General features: G+C 44.8%; 15 protein-coding genes and 2 pseudogenes. 5 read left to right on the top strand and 12 right to left on the bottom strand.

The features are described from left to right. Positions 1–106: 106 nt before the first annotated feature. The 5 genes from AC4II3_RS10060 to AC4II3_RS10040 all read right to left on the bottom strand — a co-directional run bounded on the left by AC4II3_RS10060 (position 107) and on the right by AC4II3_RS10040 (position 5475). Positions 107–694 carry a TIGR04376 family protein gene (locus AC4II3_RS10060; protein ID WP_488008746.1) on the bottom strand — a complete coding sequence of 196 codons (588 nt, stop codon included), beginning with the start codon at positions 692–694 and terminating at the stop codon, positions 107–109. A gap of 307 nt (positions 695–1001) precedes the next feature. After that, positions 1002–2147, bottom strand: coding sequence for a hypothetical protein (locus tag AC4II3_RS10055; RefSeq protein WP_488008748.1), 1146 nt, complete (start codon positions 2145–2147; stop codon positions 1002–1004). 81 nt (positions 2148–2228) lie between these two features. Next, positions 2229–4139: a tRNA uridine-5-carboxymethylaminomethyl(34) synthesis enzyme MnmG gene (mnmG, locus tag AC4II3_RS10050; protein ID WP_488008750.1), complete on the bottom strand. Its 1911-nt coding sequence runs from the start codon at positions 4137–4139 to the stop codon at positions 2229–2231. Between the two features lie 406 nt (positions 4140–4545). After that, positions 4546–4836 (bottom strand): Asp-tRNA(Asn)/Glu-tRNA(Gln) amidotransferase subunit GatC, encoded by a 291-nt coding sequence (gene gatC / locus AC4II3_RS10045; RefSeq protein ID WP_488008768.1) that lies wholly within the window; start codon positions 4834–4836, stop codon positions 4546–4548. A 117-nt stretch (positions 4837–4953) separates the two neighbouring features. Further along, on the bottom strand, positions 4954–5475 hold the full coding sequence (locus AC4II3_RS10040; protein ID WP_488008752.1) for a photosystem I assembly protein Ycf3: 522 nt from the start codon (positions 5473–5475) through the stop codon (positions 4954–4956). A 703-nt stretch (positions 5476–6178) separates the two neighbouring features. Between AC4II3_RS10040 and AC4II3_RS10035 the strand changes: the two are divergent. Together AC4II3_RS10035 and AC4II3_RS10030 are read left to right on the top strand one after the other, a co-directional pair. Next, a pseudogene (locus AC4II3_RS10035) lies at positions 6179–6653 on the top strand (type II toxin-antitoxin system VapC family toxin). Positions 6654–6657: 4 nt separating this feature from the next. Continuing rightward, positions 6658–6840: a hypothetical protein gene (locus AC4II3_RS10030; RefSeq protein ID WP_488008754.1), complete on the top strand. Its 183-nt coding sequence runs from the start codon at positions 6658–6660 to the stop codon at positions 6838–6840. Positions 6841–7540: 700 nt separating this feature from the next. On the opposite strand, the gene AC4II3_RS10025 is transcribed toward AC4II3_RS10030, so the two are convergent. The 3 genes from AC4II3_RS10025 to map all read right to left on the bottom strand — a co-directional run bounded on the left by AC4II3_RS10025 (position 7541) and on the right by map (position 10824). Continuing rightward, positions 7541–7690: a hypothetical protein gene (locus AC4II3_RS10025; RefSeq protein ID WP_488008756.1), complete on the bottom strand. Its 150-nt coding sequence runs from the start codon at positions 7688–7690 to the stop codon at positions 7541–7543. A 587-nt stretch (positions 7691–8277) separates the two neighbouring features. Continuing rightward, positions 8278–9771, bottom strand: a complete 1494-nt coding sequence (locus AC4II3_RS10020) for a zinc ribbon domain-containing protein (RefSeq protein WP_488008758.1) — start codon at positions 9769–9771, stop codon at positions 8278–8280. A 225-nt stretch (positions 9772–9996) separates the two neighbouring features. Next, positions 9997–10824: a type I methionyl aminopeptidase gene (gene map, locus AC4II3_RS10015; protein WP_488008760.1), complete on the bottom strand. Its 828-nt coding sequence runs from the start codon at positions 10822–10824 to the stop codon at positions 9997–9999. A gap of 102 nt (positions 10825–10926) precedes the next feature. Here map and AC4II3_RS10010 point away from each other — a divergent pair. Further along, a pseudogene (locus AC4II3_RS10010) lies at positions 10927–11124 on the top strand (DNA-binding protein); the annotation flags it as partial. An 18-nt stretch (positions 11125–11142) separates the two neighbouring features. Here the strand turns inward: AC4II3_RS10010 and AC4II3_RS10005 are convergent. After that, positions 11143–11790: a hypothetical protein gene (locus tag AC4II3_RS10005; RefSeq protein WP_488008762.1), complete on the bottom strand. Its 648-nt coding sequence runs from the start codon at positions 11788–11790 to the stop codon at positions 11143–11145. 721 nt (positions 11791–12511) lie between these two features. On the opposite strand from AC4II3_RS10005, the gene AC4II3_RS10000 reads away from it, so the two are divergent. Then, positions 12512–13735: an urease accessory protein UreH domain-containing protein gene (locus AC4II3_RS10000; protein ID WP_488016642.1), complete on the top strand. Its 1224-nt coding sequence runs from the start codon at positions 12512–12514 to the stop codon at positions 13733–13735. Positions 13736–13841: 106 nt separating this feature from the next. After that, positions 13842–14336, top strand: a complete 495-nt coding sequence (locus AC4II3_RS09995; protein ID WP_488016640.1) for a hypothetical protein — start codon at positions 13842–13844, stop codon at positions 14334–14336. A gap of 69 nt (positions 14337–14405) precedes the next feature. Here AC4II3_RS09995 and AC4II3_RS09990 read toward each other — a convergent pair whose 3' ends face one another. The 3 genes from AC4II3_RS09990 to upp all read right to left on the bottom strand — a co-directional run bounded on the left by AC4II3_RS09990 (position 14406) and on the right by upp (position 16075). Beyond that, a complete protein-coding gene (locus tag AC4II3_RS09990) occupies positions 14406–14654 on the bottom strand; it encodes a YggT family protein (RefSeq protein WP_070393010.1) in 249 nt (82 codons plus the stop codon). 118 nt (positions 14655–14772) lie between these two features. After that, on the bottom strand, positions 14773–15108 hold the full coding sequence (locus AC4II3_RS09985; protein WP_293081221.1) for a ssl2009 family thylakoid membrane protein: 336 nt from the start codon (positions 15106–15108) through the stop codon (positions 14773–14775). A 316-nt stretch (positions 15109–15424) separates the two neighbouring features. After that, positions 15425–16075 carry a uracil phosphoribosyltransferase gene (upp, locus tag AC4II3_RS09980; protein ID WP_070393008.1) on the bottom strand — a complete coding sequence of 217 codons (651 nt, stop codon included), beginning with the start codon at positions 16073–16075 and terminating at the stop codon, positions 15425–15427. Between the last annotated feature and the right edge of the window lie 716 nt (positions 16076–16791).

Here is a 16791-nt window from a genome sequence, read left to right as displayed (position 1 = left end):
TTTGTGGCACAGGCCACAAGCGCTGTGACTTCACTCAGATTAAAGGAATGCTTACCTCTTTCATTCAAAAGCTGATAGCTGATACGCGACAAGCTGATAGCTTACATTAACTGTTCATATTCCGCTTCATTTGCTCCAACTCTTCATCCATTTCCCAGCTTTTAAACTGTTCCTCTAAAGGGTCTACACCAGAAGGGATATTGTATTGGTTACTGTTGGTAGTCTGATTCCAGGCAAATGTCTGGGAGTTCTGCTTCTGCTGAGCACTTGCGCGAGCTGCTGCTGTATCTCTAGCTTTAGCCTGCACTTCAGCGCGACGGTTTTTAATCTGTTCTTGGAGTTCCTTGGCTTTAGTAATGCGCTGTTTAACCCCTTCCATCTGGCCCCAAAGCTGATTGCCTTGACGTAACAGAGCTGCTTCCCGCTCTTGAGCTGCTTTAGCCCAATCAAATCTGTTGTGGGACTTAGCCTTTTCAATACGCTCATGCCAACGTTGAATGTCTTTGGCAACGGCGAGAATTTGGTCTTGCAACCGCTTTTCCTGTTGCTGTAAGTCAATAATTAGCCGCAGTGTGTCTTTTTCTTGCTCCCGCAACTGCTCCTCTAGTGCCTGTAACTCTAGATGAGGATTGTTACGGAGAAATTCTTCTAGACGACTTTCTAGAAATCGATTCAGGTCTTCAAATAGTCCCACTGCACCACTATCCTATATCCTATTAGATCATATAGTTTTCACTCTGTTCTATCAACATATCTCAGGTTATCTGAAATAGCTACAGGAAGGCTAACTATAGTTAGTTGATAATAGTTAATTTAAAACCGGCCATTGGGCTTTGTGCGATCGCACAAATCTGGTATGCGATCGCAAACATAATATAATGCACGACAAAACACCATTGGCAATTGGCAACCGAGCCATCCTGTTCTTAATTTCCCTAGAGCGTTAGAATTTGTTTTTTACATTCGATATGGTGATTTATTATAGTCATGATCTTACATAACTAAAAATGTTGTCCAACGTAAATTGAACGAACTTCACCATTGCGTCGAATCACTGCTTCCTGATTATCTACAGAGACTAGAGTCCAACCGCTATTAGCAATTGCTTCCCCCAGCTTAACCCGTTGGGTAACACCATCAATTTTAAACAAAGCAGCAGATTGTTCTCCTAGCTCCAGTAATCCTACCAAGGTATGTTTGATAGCAGGTGATGTGCGTGGGGGAGGTGGGGGGGTAGGGAGTCGGTCAAGAGTAGCGGTGGGCAGGGGGTCTGGGATTGGTGGTGGCGGTAATTCTACAATAGTTGGTGGCGGTGGTTCTAGAACAGCATTTGGCGGAGGTTTCGGGATTGGTGATGGAGATGGTGTAGGTTCAGGGGTGGTAGCAGGAGGGGATGGTTTAACTGGCGCTGAGGATGCTATGGCAGGATCAGGGGTTGGAACCTTTTCAATTGGAATATAATAAACTCGTTCTAAGACACGTTCTTTGATAGCAGTTGGTGGTGCAGTTGCTGCTGAGTTAGGAGCTACCGGAGGATTGGCAGGCGTGGGGTCTGGTAATGATGCGATCACAGGCTTTTTGATCGCTTGTGCTTTGCGGTCAATCACTTCTAGCGATCGCAACATATAGTTAATAAACTGGGCATCAGGTTCTGAGACTTTGCCTTGTTGTACTGATACCAAAGCTACCAAGTTGTTCAACCATGACCAAGTTAGCTTTCCCTGGCTAGTCAGCCACATCATTGTGATTGCTGATAGGGACAGTAAGGCTAAAGTCCATAGGAGCTTGTCTAAAAACTGACCAGAGTTATCCGCGACAATACTAGAGTTAGTATCTGCCGTTGTCGTTTGCAACTCACTTGATGTGGTTTCGGCTAACTCCTGTGTTGAGGGGAGTGGCGATTCCAGAAAGGGAATGATTGCCGCTGATATGGGAATTTTCGGGATTGCTATTGGTTCCAAGGAGACATAGTCTGGCTCAGCGGGTTCTGTCGGCAACTCGCTGCCGTTCTCGATCATTTGGTACAGATCCCCAAATAAATCATCCATTAACCTATCGGCTTCAGCATCTACCGACCATGGCTGAATGGGAAGGGGAGGGTTCAACCGCTCTGTTGATTTTTCTTTGGTAATCACATGCTGAGACATCGATGGTATGCTCTCGTAACTATGACTATGAATATATCTAAGAGAAGATTATCTAGGGTTTTATAACAGATGCCCCTGAGATTATGGAGTCACAACAGCAGTGAACTTTCGTTCCCGCACCTCTAGATATACCAGCAAGGCATTGATATCTGCTGGATTAACCCCGCCAACTCTCGATGCCTGACCAATAGTCATAGGTTTGACCTGGCTAAGCTTTTCACGAGACTCCTTGGATAGAGTTTCAATAGCAGCATAATCTAGATCTGGTGGTAACTGCCGATTAGCTTGCCGAGAAACTTGGTCAATTTGCTTTTGCTGACGCTTAAGATAACCATCATATTTTAGATCAATTTCTGCTCCTTCCCGTTCCGACTGATTCAGCTTAGGGTCACCCAGTCCATATTGGTCTAGATTGACATAGTGGAAACCAGGACGACGTAGTAACTCAGCTAAGGTAATCGAGTTTTTGATCTTTTGCTGGGTATCGGATGCGATCGCAATTCCGATTGGATCATGTTCCTTAATCCGCACTGACTGGAGTCGGGTTTTTTCTGTAGTAATGTTGGCCTGTTTTTGTTGATACAGCTGCCACCTACGGTCATCAATCAAACCGAGTTTGCGTCCTAAAGGAGTCATACGGCGGTCAGCGTTATCGGAGCGCAATAGTAACCGATACTCCGAACGGCTAGTCAGCATTCGGTAAGGTTCCCGCAGGTCTTTGGTACACAAATCGTCAATTAACGTGCCTATATAGCTTTCTTCCCTAGGAAACACCACCATTTCCTGATGGCGGACATAGCGCACTGCATTAATTCCCGCTACAATCCCCTGAGCTGCTGCTTCCTCGTAGCCAGTGGTACCATTAATTTGTCCAGCGCAGAACAATCCCTCAATTTTTTTAGTCATCAGTGTCGGATAACACTGAGTCGCCGGTAAATAATCATACTCAACCGCATAAGCAGGACGCAGCATAGCGCAATTTTCTAATCCCGGAAGCGTTTGCAATAGCTGCAACTGCAAATTCTCTGGTAATCCAGTAGAAAATCCCTGGATATAGAGTTCTGGAATATCTCGTCCTTCTGGTTCAATAAAAATCTGATGGCTTTCCTTATCAGCAAAGCGCACAATTTTATCTTCAATACTAGGACAGTACCGGGGTCCTTTGGCATCCACCCAGCCTCCATACACTGGGGATAGATGGAGATTGTCCCTAATCAAGCGGTGAGTCTCAGAAGTCGTCCGGGTCAGATAACAATACATCTGCTCTCGTTCCACCCACACATCTGGGTCAAAGCTAAACCAGCGCACCTTCTCATCCCCTGGTTGAGGTTCCAAGTTGCTGTAATCCACAGAGCGCTTATCTACCCGTGCGGGGGTTCCCGTCTTGAGTCGTCCCGTTTCAAAGCCTAAGCGGTTAAGGGTTTCCGTTAAGCCAATTGCCGCAAATTCCCCAGCCCGTCCTGCTGACATCGACTTGTTTCCCACCCAGATCCGTCCACCCAGGAAAGTGCCTGTTGTCAAGATTACTGCCGATGCTCTCAAAGCCACACCGAAGTAAGTCTGGACACCTATCACCTCATCATTAGCCCCCAGCACCAAATCCGTGACCATGGCTTCCCGGAGAGTCAAGTTTTCTTGATTTTCTACAATCTCCTTCATCACAGCCGCATATTCTCGCTTATCCGTCTGGGCTCGCAAAGCCCAAACCGCTGGTCCCCGTGAACAGTTAAGTACCCGCTTTTGCAGGTAGGTACGGTCAGCCATTTTGCCAATTTCTCCACCCAAAGCATCTACCTCATGGGTGAGTTGAGACTTGGCCGGTGCTCCCACAGCTGGGTTACAGGGTTGCCAAGCAATTTTGTCTAGGTTGAGGGTAAGTAGGATAGTACGACAGCCCAACCGTGCTGAAGCTAGGGCGGCTTCACAACCAGCGTGTCCCGCGCCAACTACAATCACATCAAAGGCATCTTGGAAATCTACTTGGGAATGCATGGGTCTAAGGAAGGATCAGAAATCAAAGGTGAGGAATTCTATACCATAAAATGGTTCATTTTTTATAGTTTAATTTAAAAATTAAGGGTTTGGTTTGATAGTTAACCCTCAACCGTCAACAACAAACTCTTTGACGCCCAGTTAGCATTTAGTGGTCAGCGGTCAGCGGTCAGCGGTCAGCGGTCAGCTTAAAATCAACCCAGCGTAGCGAAAAGCTTTGTGGCACAGGCTTTGGCCTTGGCCACGCTACGCGAATGGCCACGCTGTGCGAACGACGCTGTGACCTAACTCAGATTAAACAAATGCTTACCTATTTTATTCTTAACGGTTTCCTCCTCAATAATCGTGCCCATAGCACATAAGCTGATAACTGATAGCTGATAACTGATAGCTGATAGCTGATAGCTTACCCTTCAGTAATAATTTTTGGAACTCTGAAGAAATCACCATCCTGCTCAGGAGCTTCCCTGAACATACAATCCCTGTCAGTATAGGGTTTGAGAGTATCCAGTCGAGTCACATTGCTAATATCAATCGCCCGTGTAGTTGGGGGCACATCCTCAGTATCTAATTCACTCAGCTGTTGAAAATATTCAAAAATACTGTTCATCTGAGCTGCAAATTTCTCCTCCTCCTCTGCTTTTAGTTCTAAACGAGCAAGATTGGCAACTTTTTGGACTTGTTCGCGGTCTATCATCATTTGGTTATATTATAATTCTTGGTTACTAATGAATTCCTGAACAGTCAACAGTAAAGGCTTAGCCCAAATCAAAGACTATAAAGACTATCAAGTTTATTAACTAGAAGCTAGGAGCTAAAAGTAAACATCAATCGTAGAACGACCTGTAGTTTTCAGCCAGTTTTGGGCTTCAATGTAGTTATTAGGAGCAAGGCGAATAGCTCGTTTCCAATAATCAGCCGCTTTGTCATACAAAGCTTCTGCCGCCTCATTGTCTCCAGCTTCCTTCAACTGTTCACCTTGATAATGGTAAATTACGGCTACATTATTAAGAGCCTGAGGCATACGGGGGTTGATATCAAGAGCTTGATGATAGAGTTCTAAAGCACGCTCATGCTCACCATTACTGGCTTGAATTAGCCCCATGTTGTAGATAATAAAGCTGCGATCGCTGGGGTCTTCCTCCAGTTCCAAGGCTTTTTTGTAATTATCCATAGCTTCAGCATATTCCCCATCCGCTTGAGCTGACATACCATCTCGGTAATAGACAAAAGCTTCCTTGGCTTGCTTATTGGTAGGCAGAATCTTTAAGAGGATGTCTGCCATCACCGTAAAGGTTTTATCGATAAAGTTATCGTTGCGTTGAGTGCGTGGCATAGTTGCGTGGGTCTATAGTCTTCACCTTGTAGATAATCCTATCTCGTGATGTGAGCATTTAGCTATGAACCTCTCAGCAGTTAGCTCGACAATCCAGGAAAACTTAAGCATTGGGCTGACTGCTGCAAGTACATGACTTACCGTGAACACCCCTCAATAAGCTGATATAGCGCGTAGTGCTATAGCTCAAGTCATGGCTATATTACCTAGAGCGTCAACTGACTTACTGTTCTATAACTTGATTATTCATTAGCACATCTGGTTATATATGTCAATAAAGAGATTTGTTAAAATCTCAGTAAAATCACTTAGAATAAAAGCATGGTAGATGAACCCTGATAATTACCCCCGGAGCTCCAGTTTCCGGGGTTTTCTAATGGGCTTATAGTTTACAGAGCAGTCCTTACGAGGGATCTAAGAGTTTTGTAGATTCCTCTAACTCAATTAATGAGTCACTTTTCCGGATATACGTGAAATCACACAGAAAAGAGAAATGGTAGATGCACCCTGATAGTTACTCCCCGAAGCTCACGGTTCGGGGGTTTTTTTTTGTACCGATATTCTAGATTTGTTATTTTAAGTATAAATACTCGGGATTGGCCAGTGAGGTACCCATTAATTCACCACTCCTCCCAACCCATCAAAATCAGGATGAAATCCAGTAGCATGGAGGACTAATAGATGTTATATGTTATAAACTGCTGTGAGGGAAACCGTCTATATTGAAACCAGCGTTTTAGGGTACTTGACTGCTAGATCGACCAAAAATCTGATTCTAGCAGCCAACATTGAAGTAACCAAAGATTGGTGGGAAAAGCGTCGCAAAATTTTTCAAATATATGCCTCAATCGTTGTTGTGGATGAAGCATCTCTAGGAGATCGGTGAAATAGCAAAAAAACGGCTTACCATCTTGCATAGCATTGAGTTATTAGAACCAACCAAAGCCGCTCAAGAATTGACAATTCAACTTTTAACAAAAAGTAACCTGCCAGACAAAGCTGCAAATGATGCTGCTCATATTGCGCTAGCTACTGTCCACGGAATGGACTATCTGCTAACGTGGAACTGTAAACATATTGCAAATGTTCAGATCCAGAAAAAGCTGACTCAAATATGCTCTGACTTTGGATACAAACTACCAATAATTTGCACACCCTATGAACTCATGGGAGAGTAAAATAATGTTGACCAATGAGATCTTAGAAGAAATTCACAAATTTCGTGAAGACCATGCCAAGGCTTTTAACTATGACGTTGCTGCGATGTTCGTTGATTGGCGCAACAGACAGACTGCAAGTGGTAGAAAAGCAGTAACGCTACCACCGAAAAAGTCTAACCAATCACTGCATTCCACCGTAAGTTAGCAAATTTGCTATGATTATCGACGACCTTCCGGATAGTGGAGAAGTAACTCAGAAGAAAGAAATGGTAGATGCACCCTAATAATTACCCCCGAAGCTCACGGTTCGGGGGTTTTCTTTGGTAGATGGAGCCATAGACCATAACTTGGCTGTCAGCTAAAAGTAAAGTCATCTATAGCTTTAGCAATCATATAGAATTGTAAGCCATACCTTAGCTTCCGGATATCAATCCCATCAATCAGAAGAAATAAATGGTAGATGCACCCTAATAACTTCCCCCGAAGCTCACGGTTCAGGGGAGTTTTTTTTAGGTGCGCTTTCCGCGTTAAGAATTAAATTCGCCACGGGTCGCACCTGTAGATGTTGCCATCAGCTTCTCAGCTGGCTGTTAGCTAAGAGTAAATTTATTCCGTGGGTTTTGTTACTGATTGACTAGTAAATTGACTAGTAATCCTTCCGGATATAACTCCCATCAATCAGAAGAAAGAAATGGTAGATGCACCCTAATAATTACCCCTGAAGCTCACGGTTCAGGGGAGTTTTTTTTTTAGGTGCGCTTTCCGCGTTAAGAATTAAATTCGCCACGGGTCGCACCTGTAGATGTTGCCATCAGCTTCTCAGCTGGCTGTTGGCTAAGAGCAAATTTCTCCCTAGGTAAAGTCATCCATCGAATAGTAATCCTTCCGGATATCAATCCGATCAATCAGAAGAAATAAATGGTAGATGCACCCTGATAATTACCCCTAGGCTCAACGGTTTGGGGGTTTTCTTTTGGAACAGCTGTCCAATTGCAATCAAAGCTAATAGTTACCAGAGACATTCCGGCAATTTTTTCGACTATTTTATTGGTCATAGTTCCGGAGATTAGTGAAGTAACTAAGAAGAAAGAAATTAGATGCAACCTGATCAACACCCCTGAGATCTGATCGGGAGTTTTTTAGCAGTAGATAAATTGCGATCTATGTAACTAGTTACTAGAAGCACCGTCCAACAATATTTTTCACCCATTTACTTTTCTGAGTGGGGTTCCAATGTGGATGCTCTCACCGCCTAGAGTAAACATCCTTATTATAAGGCTACATTGATGGGATTGATGATTACTCAGAAAAGAGTGATTGGCAAGTAAATCCGCGCGTTAATCGTTTTTAATTCCAGCTCTGACGAGACTGGGTTTTAAAACTTCGCGCTTACTTGTGATCAAGTATCCCAGCTGTTAACAGCCAGAAATTTGGTAGTTTTTAGAATTAGTCCCAACCCAATATATCATACCTAATCTGCTAACCAATAGCTATGGCTTGGGAGAAAATGGCACACCTAGAGATACTCTTAAGCCGTCATTAATCGGGATAAACCCGTACAAAACGGTCAAGGTGCAATTTATTGTGGTCTAAGTGAGGAGTGGTCATACAGCAATTGGAGTCAAGCCTCCCACTCGTCTATTTAGACGTTCCTGACATCTCGATCAGGAGTTGCTTGAAAGCCCGAGCAAAGCTCATGTTTTGAGTCAAGCCATCCAAGCTCAACTGCATCTAGCAGACTCAGTCCCATACCTTCCAAGAAACGCGCGGTACGGCGCAACAATACTGCCTGCACCTCAGTTTTACTCATATACCGGGTGATATCCTTGTCCGTACCTCTGCTAAGGACATTTTTGGCAGCATTGTGGTCAGCCTGTAACACGACCCCATTAAATCTGGTAAAGTTGTCCCCGCTCCTTTTCCCCAACAGGGTTCCAGTCACGGAGTCAACTTGCGACGTGTAACTAGGCTGGACTTCTGTTACAACCGACCCAGTCCAATCAGCCCATTTCTGTAGGGAGTTCCGCATTACTCCTTTCATCCAACTATTAAGCTTGCGGGACATGGCTTTGGACTGACGTTTGGTCTTTATTGGTTGTGTTAAATCTGAGGCCGTAGGCCACGCTTCGCGAACAGCAAAAACTTTCAACGATTCCCCATTAAAAAGGGATTTAGATGCGGCTCCTATGATAGCCTTTAATACTGACTGATCTTGTCTGTAGCGCTTGTTTTCTGTCTTTCTGGTTAAATTATTGCGGAGTATCCGAGCAGACTTAGCTGGGTCTATCTTTTCTAGTTTTCTATGAAGTGCCCAAAGTTTCCCTCTATTGCGATTCTTCTCACATATACGATCAGACTTCTTGGTGGTTACTTTTCCTAGTCCTTTCCCGTGAGCCTGACCCTCTGAGTCATAGAAAGCCTCCGTGTACCCCTTATCTACTCCGACACTCCGACGTTCAGATGGAATTCCTACGGTTCCATGGTCTACCAGAAAGTGAATTTCAAATCTTTGCAGGAGTTGGTTATGGATTAATCTGATTTGTCCTTTTATTTTTCGATTAGACCTGACAACTATCCTGTTCCTCTTCCTTGTCCTTAATCCAGCTAGTTCTAACTGGTAAGTGTTACGGGAAAGTCTTTTGCATTTATAACCCACTTGTTGATAGACTATCTGGTTTTTCACCCAGGAATGTCCTCTCTGAAAATCCTTTCTAACAAGTCTGTGTAGGAGAGAGTTGTCCAGGAAGGCTAAAGTTTTAAGTTGTTTGCAAAGCTCCTTCCGTTTATTCTGGTTTTCCTTTCCAGGGAACCTTTTGTAGACCTTTTTTGCTACCGCATCTATACAGGCTGCCTGCTGAGCTGTAATGGCCTTGGCTACATCATTAATAGTCCAGTCCATTATTTTGGCAGGCAGCCCCAGGGTGTCGGGATTCCTGAAGCTTTTTACTTCCGGAATAGCCTTTTTCCAATCAAGGCCCCAATGGCTAATGCTCCCCAGTTTGTTATAAGACTCAGAGCGAACCACAGCAAGTTTTTTCATGGTAGACAGCAACTCAAGCTCAACCGACTCTGCCATCCCCACTACGGGGACGATTTGAGTCGATATCTTCAAAGTTGCGCCTACTTTTCTTGGCATGGTGACAAAACTCTGTGTCTTATGTCTTGATTATACTCTAGCGCTAGCGAAATGTCAATGTCGGATTTGTACGGTTAACGCCCGTTTTATCCCTATTTATTGGGGTTTGATTGCGAGACTATTTACCCTGGAGTAGGAGACGCTCCTCTATTTAATAGACCGACTACCCACTGATAAGTTCCATGTGCCAGCAAGTCTTTCACTAGTTCATAAGTAAGGCTATAGTTAGACCTTGGCACGGTCAGTCAAGATTTCGTAGCCATCAGTTGTTACCAAAACCGTATGTTCAAACTGAGCGGATAGAGAATTATCCACCGTAACGACTGTCCAACGGTCAGATAGGGTGCGTGTGAACTTAGTACCAGCATTCAAAATTGGCTCAATCGCCAAAGTCATCCCAGCACGCAGCTTGACATTGGGCAATTCGCGGGTGCGGAAGTTGAATACTGAGGGGTCTTCGTGTAGATTTCGCCCCACACCATGACCCGTATAATCCTCCACGATACTATAGCCATAAGTTTGGGCGTGGTCTTCAATCGCACCAGCAATGTCTAGCAAGTAGTTCCCTGCTTTCACCTGTTCGATGCCCTTGTAGAGGGTTTCATTTGCCACCCGAATTAATTGACTCGCTTCTGGTTTGACCTCTTCAATCGGAATAGTAATACATGAGTCTCCGTGAAATCCCTGATAGTAGGCACCTGTATCAACTTTCAACACATCACCACTGCAAATTACTTTCTTAGGACTAGGAATACCATGAACTACTTCGTGATTAAGGCAGCTGCAGATCGACCCAGGAAAGCCGTAGTAGCCTTTGAAACTTGGGGTTGCCCCCATCTGACGGATCCGCTTTTCGGCATAGGCATCTAAATCCGCTGTGCTCATTCCTGGCTCAACCATCTCAGAAATTTCTTTGAGTACTGTGGCCACAATAGTTGCCGCCTGCCGCATGATCTCAATTTCACGGTCAGATTTGATTTCAATCCGTCGGCGTTTTTTCTTGGGACGGGACGGATTAGTGGCACCGGCAAACAGGTTACTTAGAATGTTCATTTGATAATTATTAGTTAATAAAGAATTATTAAAGAATTATTATATCTTTCGATTTTCTTTCTATTTTCGGTTCGTAGCTCTATTGAGTAAAAATTCCTAACTAAACGTCCCCAAGAGCGTCAGCCAGTGATTTCGGTAAAACGAAGCGGCAACAATCTATACGGCAACCAGGTGGAAATTCTTGGTCCTTGTCGGATTGTGTATCAACCGGATAACCCTCTTGATTGTGGGGCTCGTCTGTGGATCGAAACTTTTAGTGATATTCACTTTATCGGTGGGAGTTTTCCGGCCACTGCCTAGTAGAGGGTGGGGTTATCTTTACCTTTTTCCTGTTGCTTTTTTCCATAACAACATACTGCTTATACCTAGGATGACTAAGGCAAAAATCCCTACGGGCAACCACCACTGTAATAATTGAGGCTCTGATGGTGTAGCATCCTCGAAGGATTCTGATAAGGATTCTGACTGCTGGTTAAATTGAGTTTCAGTGTCAGGACTTGGCACAGTCGCAGTTTTTTTCCCAGGAGTGACTGTAACGTCGTACTTGATCTCAAATGGCTTAAAACTAGCTCCTGATTTAGGAGTACCGCTTAAAACTAACTCATAGACTCCCGCTTTAGGAAAGACTAGATCAGCTCCAGGAATACCTTGATATTGTTCGGCTGATATAGCTTTCAGCTGTGGCTCAAGGATGGGGGAACTCCCTAAGTCTGATGAGGATTTAGAGTAAACCACGAGTTGACAGTCACATTGGTCTAGGGGAATTCGTTGGCCCCCTTGGCGAGTAAGGGCAAACCACGCTAAAGCCGGTTCTCTAGCGCGAGGATTGTGATTGGGTTCAATGTGGAAGGTAGCACCGACATCGGCAGACGTTTTAATGTTGTGAGAAATTATTGGAAAATACTGCTGAGTTCTGGGTGCTGAGTTTTCAGTAGAGGGAATGTTGGATCGCAGTTGAATGCTCATGGGGGTTAACTCCTAGTACTAAGTTTTGTTCAAAGATCCTTCTAGAGGTCTTAATCAGAACATGGCCGAAATAGAGAGGCGATCGTCGATCACAAATGAATCTTTTGATTAGAAATTGCTAAAAATTCACAATAATGATTAATGACTGATTATAATATTTACTGCGAAACCCAACACTGAAAGCTCCGTCTCTTTAGAGCGGAGATGAAAGTGACTAGCGACTAAAGTCGCCTAATAGAATTCTAATTAAGAACTTGAAACTTTTATAGCGCCATAGTATAATTGAGATATCGGGTACAGGCTGAAAAACCGAGGCACAACCGGGAGAGAGACCCGCAATTGTTTGACCTTAAAGTAGTAATGCCCGGAGGGCAGGGAAAATCCTCCTTAAAAACCCAATCATCAACTACCAATTGGTGTGTGAACCCAGCAAGATCACAACTTCAGAAAATAATGGTACGGCGGGGCACGCCGAAACCAAGTGAAACAGAGGAGCAACCGACTCTATAAGGCACTTCTCAAAAAAGTAGCTAAACGCCTAAGGAGACTAGCCCGCTGGGTCTTTCGTGAACTGAACTAAGATCTTAGTCTTGACGGGATTTCGGTTTAGATATTGCCATTTGGACACGGAGGTTTAAGGCCGGTCGTAGATCTAGGAATCCCCGTCTTTTTCAAGCGGGGAGTGTCAACATAGTTTACAGTTAATGAACATAAGCACGGAATGGTTTTAGATTTGCTGCTGGTCATGAGCCTAGGGTTTCTGGGCAGTTTTGGTCACTGTGTGGCGATGTGTGGACCTCTGACAGTGGCGTTTTCCCTATCTCAGCAGCAGGACAAGTCTCCAAAGTGGCTCCATCAGCTGGGTTTTCATAGTCTCCTTAACCTAGGACGAACAATTAGTTATGCTCTCGTCGGAGCTGCACTTGGGGGTATGGGTTCAGTCTTGATTGCCAGTGGTCAGTTGGCTGGGATTGGCAGTGGATTGCGCCAAGCCATGGCAATTCTGACTGGTTTAATGCTGATTTGGTTTGGCTGTGTGCAGCTTAAACCCGATTGGATTCCCCGTCTGCCCCTATTACATCCCCTATCTAAAGGGATTGGGCATCAACGGCTGACGGTCGCCATGAGTAAACTGTCTGGGGAATCTCAGTGGTGGACACCAGCCCTTTTAGGAGGAGTCTGGGGTTTGATGCCCTGTGGCTTCCTGTATGCTGCTCAGATTAAAGCAGCGGAAATGGGGAATCTCTGGTGGGGAGCAGCAACAATGCTGGCCTTTGGACTGGGAACGATGCCCATGATGCTAGGAGTGGGTGTATCTGCATCTAGACTCAGTGTTAGCAAGCGCAGCCAGCTGTTCCGCTTAGGAGGCTGGGTTACCCTCACGATTGGTATTTTAACCCTTCTGCGTACCGATGCTATGGTGGATTACACTGGTCATGGGGCGCTACTGTTACTGATGTTAGCTTTGATTGCTCGTCCGATTAGTCGTTTGTGGGCTGGGTTCTTACGCTATCGTCGGGCTTTAGGAGTGGGGGCATTTGTGTTGGCGATCGCTCATACATTTTTTAGGTTAGACCATGCCTTGAACTGGAAGTTAGATGCTATGGGGTATATGCTACCGCAGCATAAGTGGGGACTGTTAGCAGGAATTTTAGCCCTCGTGTTGATTACCCCAGCCGCCCTCACGAGTTTTGACCGCTTACAGAAGGGTTTGGGCAAGCTTTGGCGACGGATTCATTTATTGAGTATCCCTGCTTTAGTCCTAGCTGCAATTCATAGCGTGATGATTGGTTCGAGCTACCTTGGCCAGTTAGCTTGGACTGGAAACCACCAACTCAGAGCTGTGAGTTTAGGAATAATTACCTTAGGAGTTTTGCTAGTGCGATCGCGTATTGTTTGGTCAGGGTTATCCCTAGAAAAGTTCTACCTTCCCCCCAAATCTTAGTAATGGTTACTGATTCTACACTGAGCTTTGGAGCCATTCACTTCAGTATTATCTATTCAGTATTACCTATCGTTAGCGATATTTTCTCTGCTTCAAGCTAAACCCTATGCAATTTAGATGTAAAGTAGCTATAATCGGTAAATTTTTAGTGGGCTTTATGGGATTGCGAAATTGGTTAACTGCTACTGCTGTAGCTTGTCTGATTTGGGTGATCAGCTGGGCATTTGCGCCCCCTGCTTTTGCTAAGATACCCCTTAAACTGTTCGACTTGTATTCCCAGGAGTGTCCCTCAGAAATCGGGCAAGGCATGGTGACCGTTGGTGGGGGTTCGGCTAGGAAGGCTAGTTGCTATCTGATCAAGGGTAAAGCTAAGAATACCAAGAAAATAGACGTATTTGATGCTGATGTTTTTGGTCGTATCTACGATGCCAATGGCAATAATACCTTCCAAAACCGGGGTCGCGTAGGGTCAATTGATGAAGTGCCAAAAAATAAAACCATTGATTTTGAGTTTCGGGTTACGGTTCCTGCTAATGTAAAAACGCCTCTGATCCTTAAGAAGTTTAAGGCATCCGGTTTTAGGCACAAAATCGGTCGGTGATTAGCTTAAAGGGGGATTAAGCCCACGCTGACGCTTCCCTTTCAGACGTGGGGCTTCTCCCCGTTTAAGCTAAAACGCCCCAGCTAAAATTTGTAGAAGGAATATCGCCAGTATGGGAGAAAAATCTATACCTCCAAGGGGTGGAATGAAGGAACGGAAAATATTCAGGTAAGGGTCAGTAATTGGACTTAAGACAGAAGCGACCTGATTCGCCCAATCCATTGTTTGAAACCAAGTTAACAGAATTCGGACAATTAATAGAACTAGATAGATTTGGATAAAGCTCTGGAGAGTGCTAGCCAATAGTTCTGTAGCCATAGTATTTAATAAGCTTTCTTACTAAGTTTGTATCTTAATGTTAAGTTTAACGAATTTGATCACCCTGTGCCTGAATAGCAAGTCAGTAAAGCTTTAACATACCTACAACAGAATTTTTTCACGGCTCAAGCACCCGTTCCTGTGTATTTGCCTCAGCTTGACCTTTCACTGTGCTGACTTGTTGACGTACATCGTCAATTGCTGAATTCAGCTGGGCAATTTTGTCTTCCAAACTCTGACGTGCCGCTTCAATGCTTGCTTCTGCCTTTAGTTCGCGTCTTCTCGCCCTAATTGCCTTAGGGTCTGATCGCTCCGAATTTAACAAAGACTGATCTTCCTCATCGTTTTGATTACTTTTGCCAGCAGTAACCAAAGCGCCGATTAATCCACCTACCAATCCCCCGACTACTGCTCCAGTCAGGAATCCACTTGCAAAACCATCTTGCTGACTCATGTTGCTATGTTGCCCTTGATTTTAAAAATGCAGCTTTTATCCAGATTAACCCATCAAGTTTGAGAGGATCTTGCTGATTAGACAAGGGGTTTGGTACCAGCCCTCAATCATATTATATAGTATCGTATCGGAAGCCTTTTGAACAAGACTTTGAAAGCCCCGTCTGGTGAGCGAGCGGGGAGTGTGAACCTTGGAACCGTGATCAGGAAGTCTAGTTAGAGGTGTTCCAGGCAACACCTCTACTATCAGTTGGATACTATCAGTTGGATTTGCAGTCTAAGTCTGTCAGGGTAATAGGGGTTAGTTGCTGCTCAGGTCAAGTTCCAAAAGCGCGATCGCCTGCATCACCCAAGCCTGGTACTATATATCCCTTAGCATTGACTTCCTCATCAATCATGCCAGTGTAGATGGTCAAACTAGGATAATCTGCCCCCAACTTTTGTAAGGCTGGTGGTGCTGCTACCACGCTAATAATCCGTGTTAAGTCTGGTGTTGCTCCTCGTTTTTTAAGTTCTGACATTGCTAACATCATTGTGCCACCAGTAGCCAGCATTGGGTCGAGAACTAGGATTCGTGTATTTGGGTCAAACTGATTGGGTAAGGTATTCAGGTAAAAACTGGCTTGTAAGGTTTCCTCATTTCTGACCAGACCAAGGTGATAAACCGATGCCAAGGGCAGCAAGGTTTGGGCTCCATCTAATAGAGCTAGTCCAGCCCGCAAAATTGGCACAACTACGATGGGTACTTCTGGATTCACCATAGTTACCTTGCACGGAGCTAGGGGAGTTTGCACTGTTAGTTCTTCATTCGGCAACCAATCCCGCATTGCTTCATAGGTCAACCAGCGTCCCAACTCGGTCATAGCGCTTTTGAACAATGGAGGTGGTGTAGAAGCATCACGGGCAACCCCTAGCCAGTGCTTAACTAGAGGATGGGGTGGGACATAGACACGTAGTTGGAGAGTCATAACAGCTAGTAATTATAAGAATTAGTGAGAAACAAATTAGGTAGTGTTAGAGGAATTGGGCAGTAGGGTTTTTCGGAATAACCACAAGTCTTAATCTAGTTGATGATAGTTTCAAGTTTTACATTGATGAACACAGCATTAACGATAGTTTGCTTGATTTAAGCAAACCCTATACAAGTTGTCAAAATAGAGACAGCAATCAGAGGATTTGCGGATGCTTGTAACTATGCCAATAATACTCTCAAGTCGTCAATTACACGCAAAAACACAATACAGACTCAGATCTACACTTGAGGGTGTGGGTTGTGTGGTGGGGCGGGGGCGCGGGGTGTAATGATTGCCTTAGTTCCCAAAACGTTTTCCTTACAGGTTCGCCCACACCCAGTAACTAAGGCTAACAAGGCTGCTTGCTGACGGGGTGACAAACAGCCTTAAAAGCTTTACGGGGTGTGGGGTGTGGGGTGAGGGCGAACGGGTAACCCACCCCTAACCCCTCCCAGGAGGGGAAGATTTTGAGCTGGCGGAGTGACGACGGGACGGTTAAATCAGGTTTCGGAGCGATTGTTATCCAATGGCTCACTCCAAATTCCCTGTCAGCCATGCAAAGCGCGAGTGGGGGGAACCCCCGCATGAAGGCGCTGCCTTCCCAAGACCGTAATGGTGCGTTTTCCGCATTAAGAATTAAATTCGCCACGGGTCGCACCTCTGCATCGCTT

Source organism: Moorena sp., from assembly GCF_982860115.1.
This window is presented reverse-complemented; position numbering and strand designations above follow the sequence as displayed.

What these genes read in the sequence shown, in the direction of transcription:
- gatC (WP_488008768.1), bottom strand. Translation starts at nt 4,836, where the DNA reads ATGATAGACCGCGAACAAGTCCAAAAAGTTGCCAATCTTGCTCGTTTA.
- AC4II3_RS10040 (WP_488008752.1), bottom strand. Translation starts at nt 5,475, where the DNA reads ATGCCACGCACTCAACGCAACGATAACTTTATCGATAAAACCTTTACG.
- AC4II3_RS10055 (WP_488008748.1), bottom strand. Translation starts at nt 2,147, where the DNA reads ATGTCTCAGCATGTGATTACCAAAGAAAAATCAACAGAGCGGTTGAAC.
- mnmG (WP_488008750.1), bottom strand. Translation starts at nt 4,139, where the DNA reads ATGCATTCCCAAGTAGATTTCCAAGATGCCTTTGATGTGATTGTAGTT.
- AC4II3_RS10025 (WP_488008756.1), bottom strand. Translation starts at nt 7,690, where the DNA reads ATGACCAATAAAATAGTCGAAAAAATTGCCGGAATGTCTCTGGTAACT.
- AC4II3_RS10020 (WP_488008758.1), bottom strand. Translation starts at nt 9,771, where the DNA reads ATGCCAAGAAAAGTAGGCGCAACTTTGAAGATATCGACTCAAATCGTC.
- AC4II3_RS09995 (WP_488016640.1), top strand. Translation starts at nt 13,842, where the DNA reads ATGCAATTTAGATGTAAAGTAGCTATAATCGGTAAATTTTTAGTGGGC.
- upp (WP_070393008.1), bottom strand. Translation starts at nt 16,075, where the DNA reads ATGACTCTCCAACTACGTGTCTATGTCCCACCCCATCCTCTAGTTAAG.
- AC4II3_RS09990 (WP_070393010.1), bottom strand. Translation starts at nt 14,654, where the DNA reads ATGGCTACAGAACTATTGGCTAGCACTCTCCAGAGCTTTATCCAAATC.
- AC4II3_RS10030 (WP_488008754.1), top strand. Translation starts at nt 6,658, where the DNA reads ATGTTGACCAATGAGATCTTAGAAGAAATTCACAAATTTCGTGAAGAC.
- map (WP_488008760.1), bottom strand. Translation starts at nt 10,824, where the DNA reads ATGAACATTCTAAGTAACCTGTTTGCCGGTGCCACTAATCCGTCCCGT.
- AC4II3_RS10005 (WP_488008762.1), bottom strand. Translation starts at nt 11,790, where the DNA reads ATGAGCATTCAACTGCGATCCAACATTCCCTCTACTGAAAACTCAGCA.
- AC4II3_RS10000 (WP_488016642.1), top strand. Translation starts at nt 12,512, where the DNA reads ATGGTTTTAGATTTGCTGCTGGTCATGAGCCTAGGGTTTCTGGGCAGT.
- AC4II3_RS09985 (WP_293081221.1), bottom strand. Translation starts at nt 15,108, where the DNA reads ATGAGTCAGCAAGATGGTTTTGCAAGTGGATTCCTGACTGGAGCAGTA.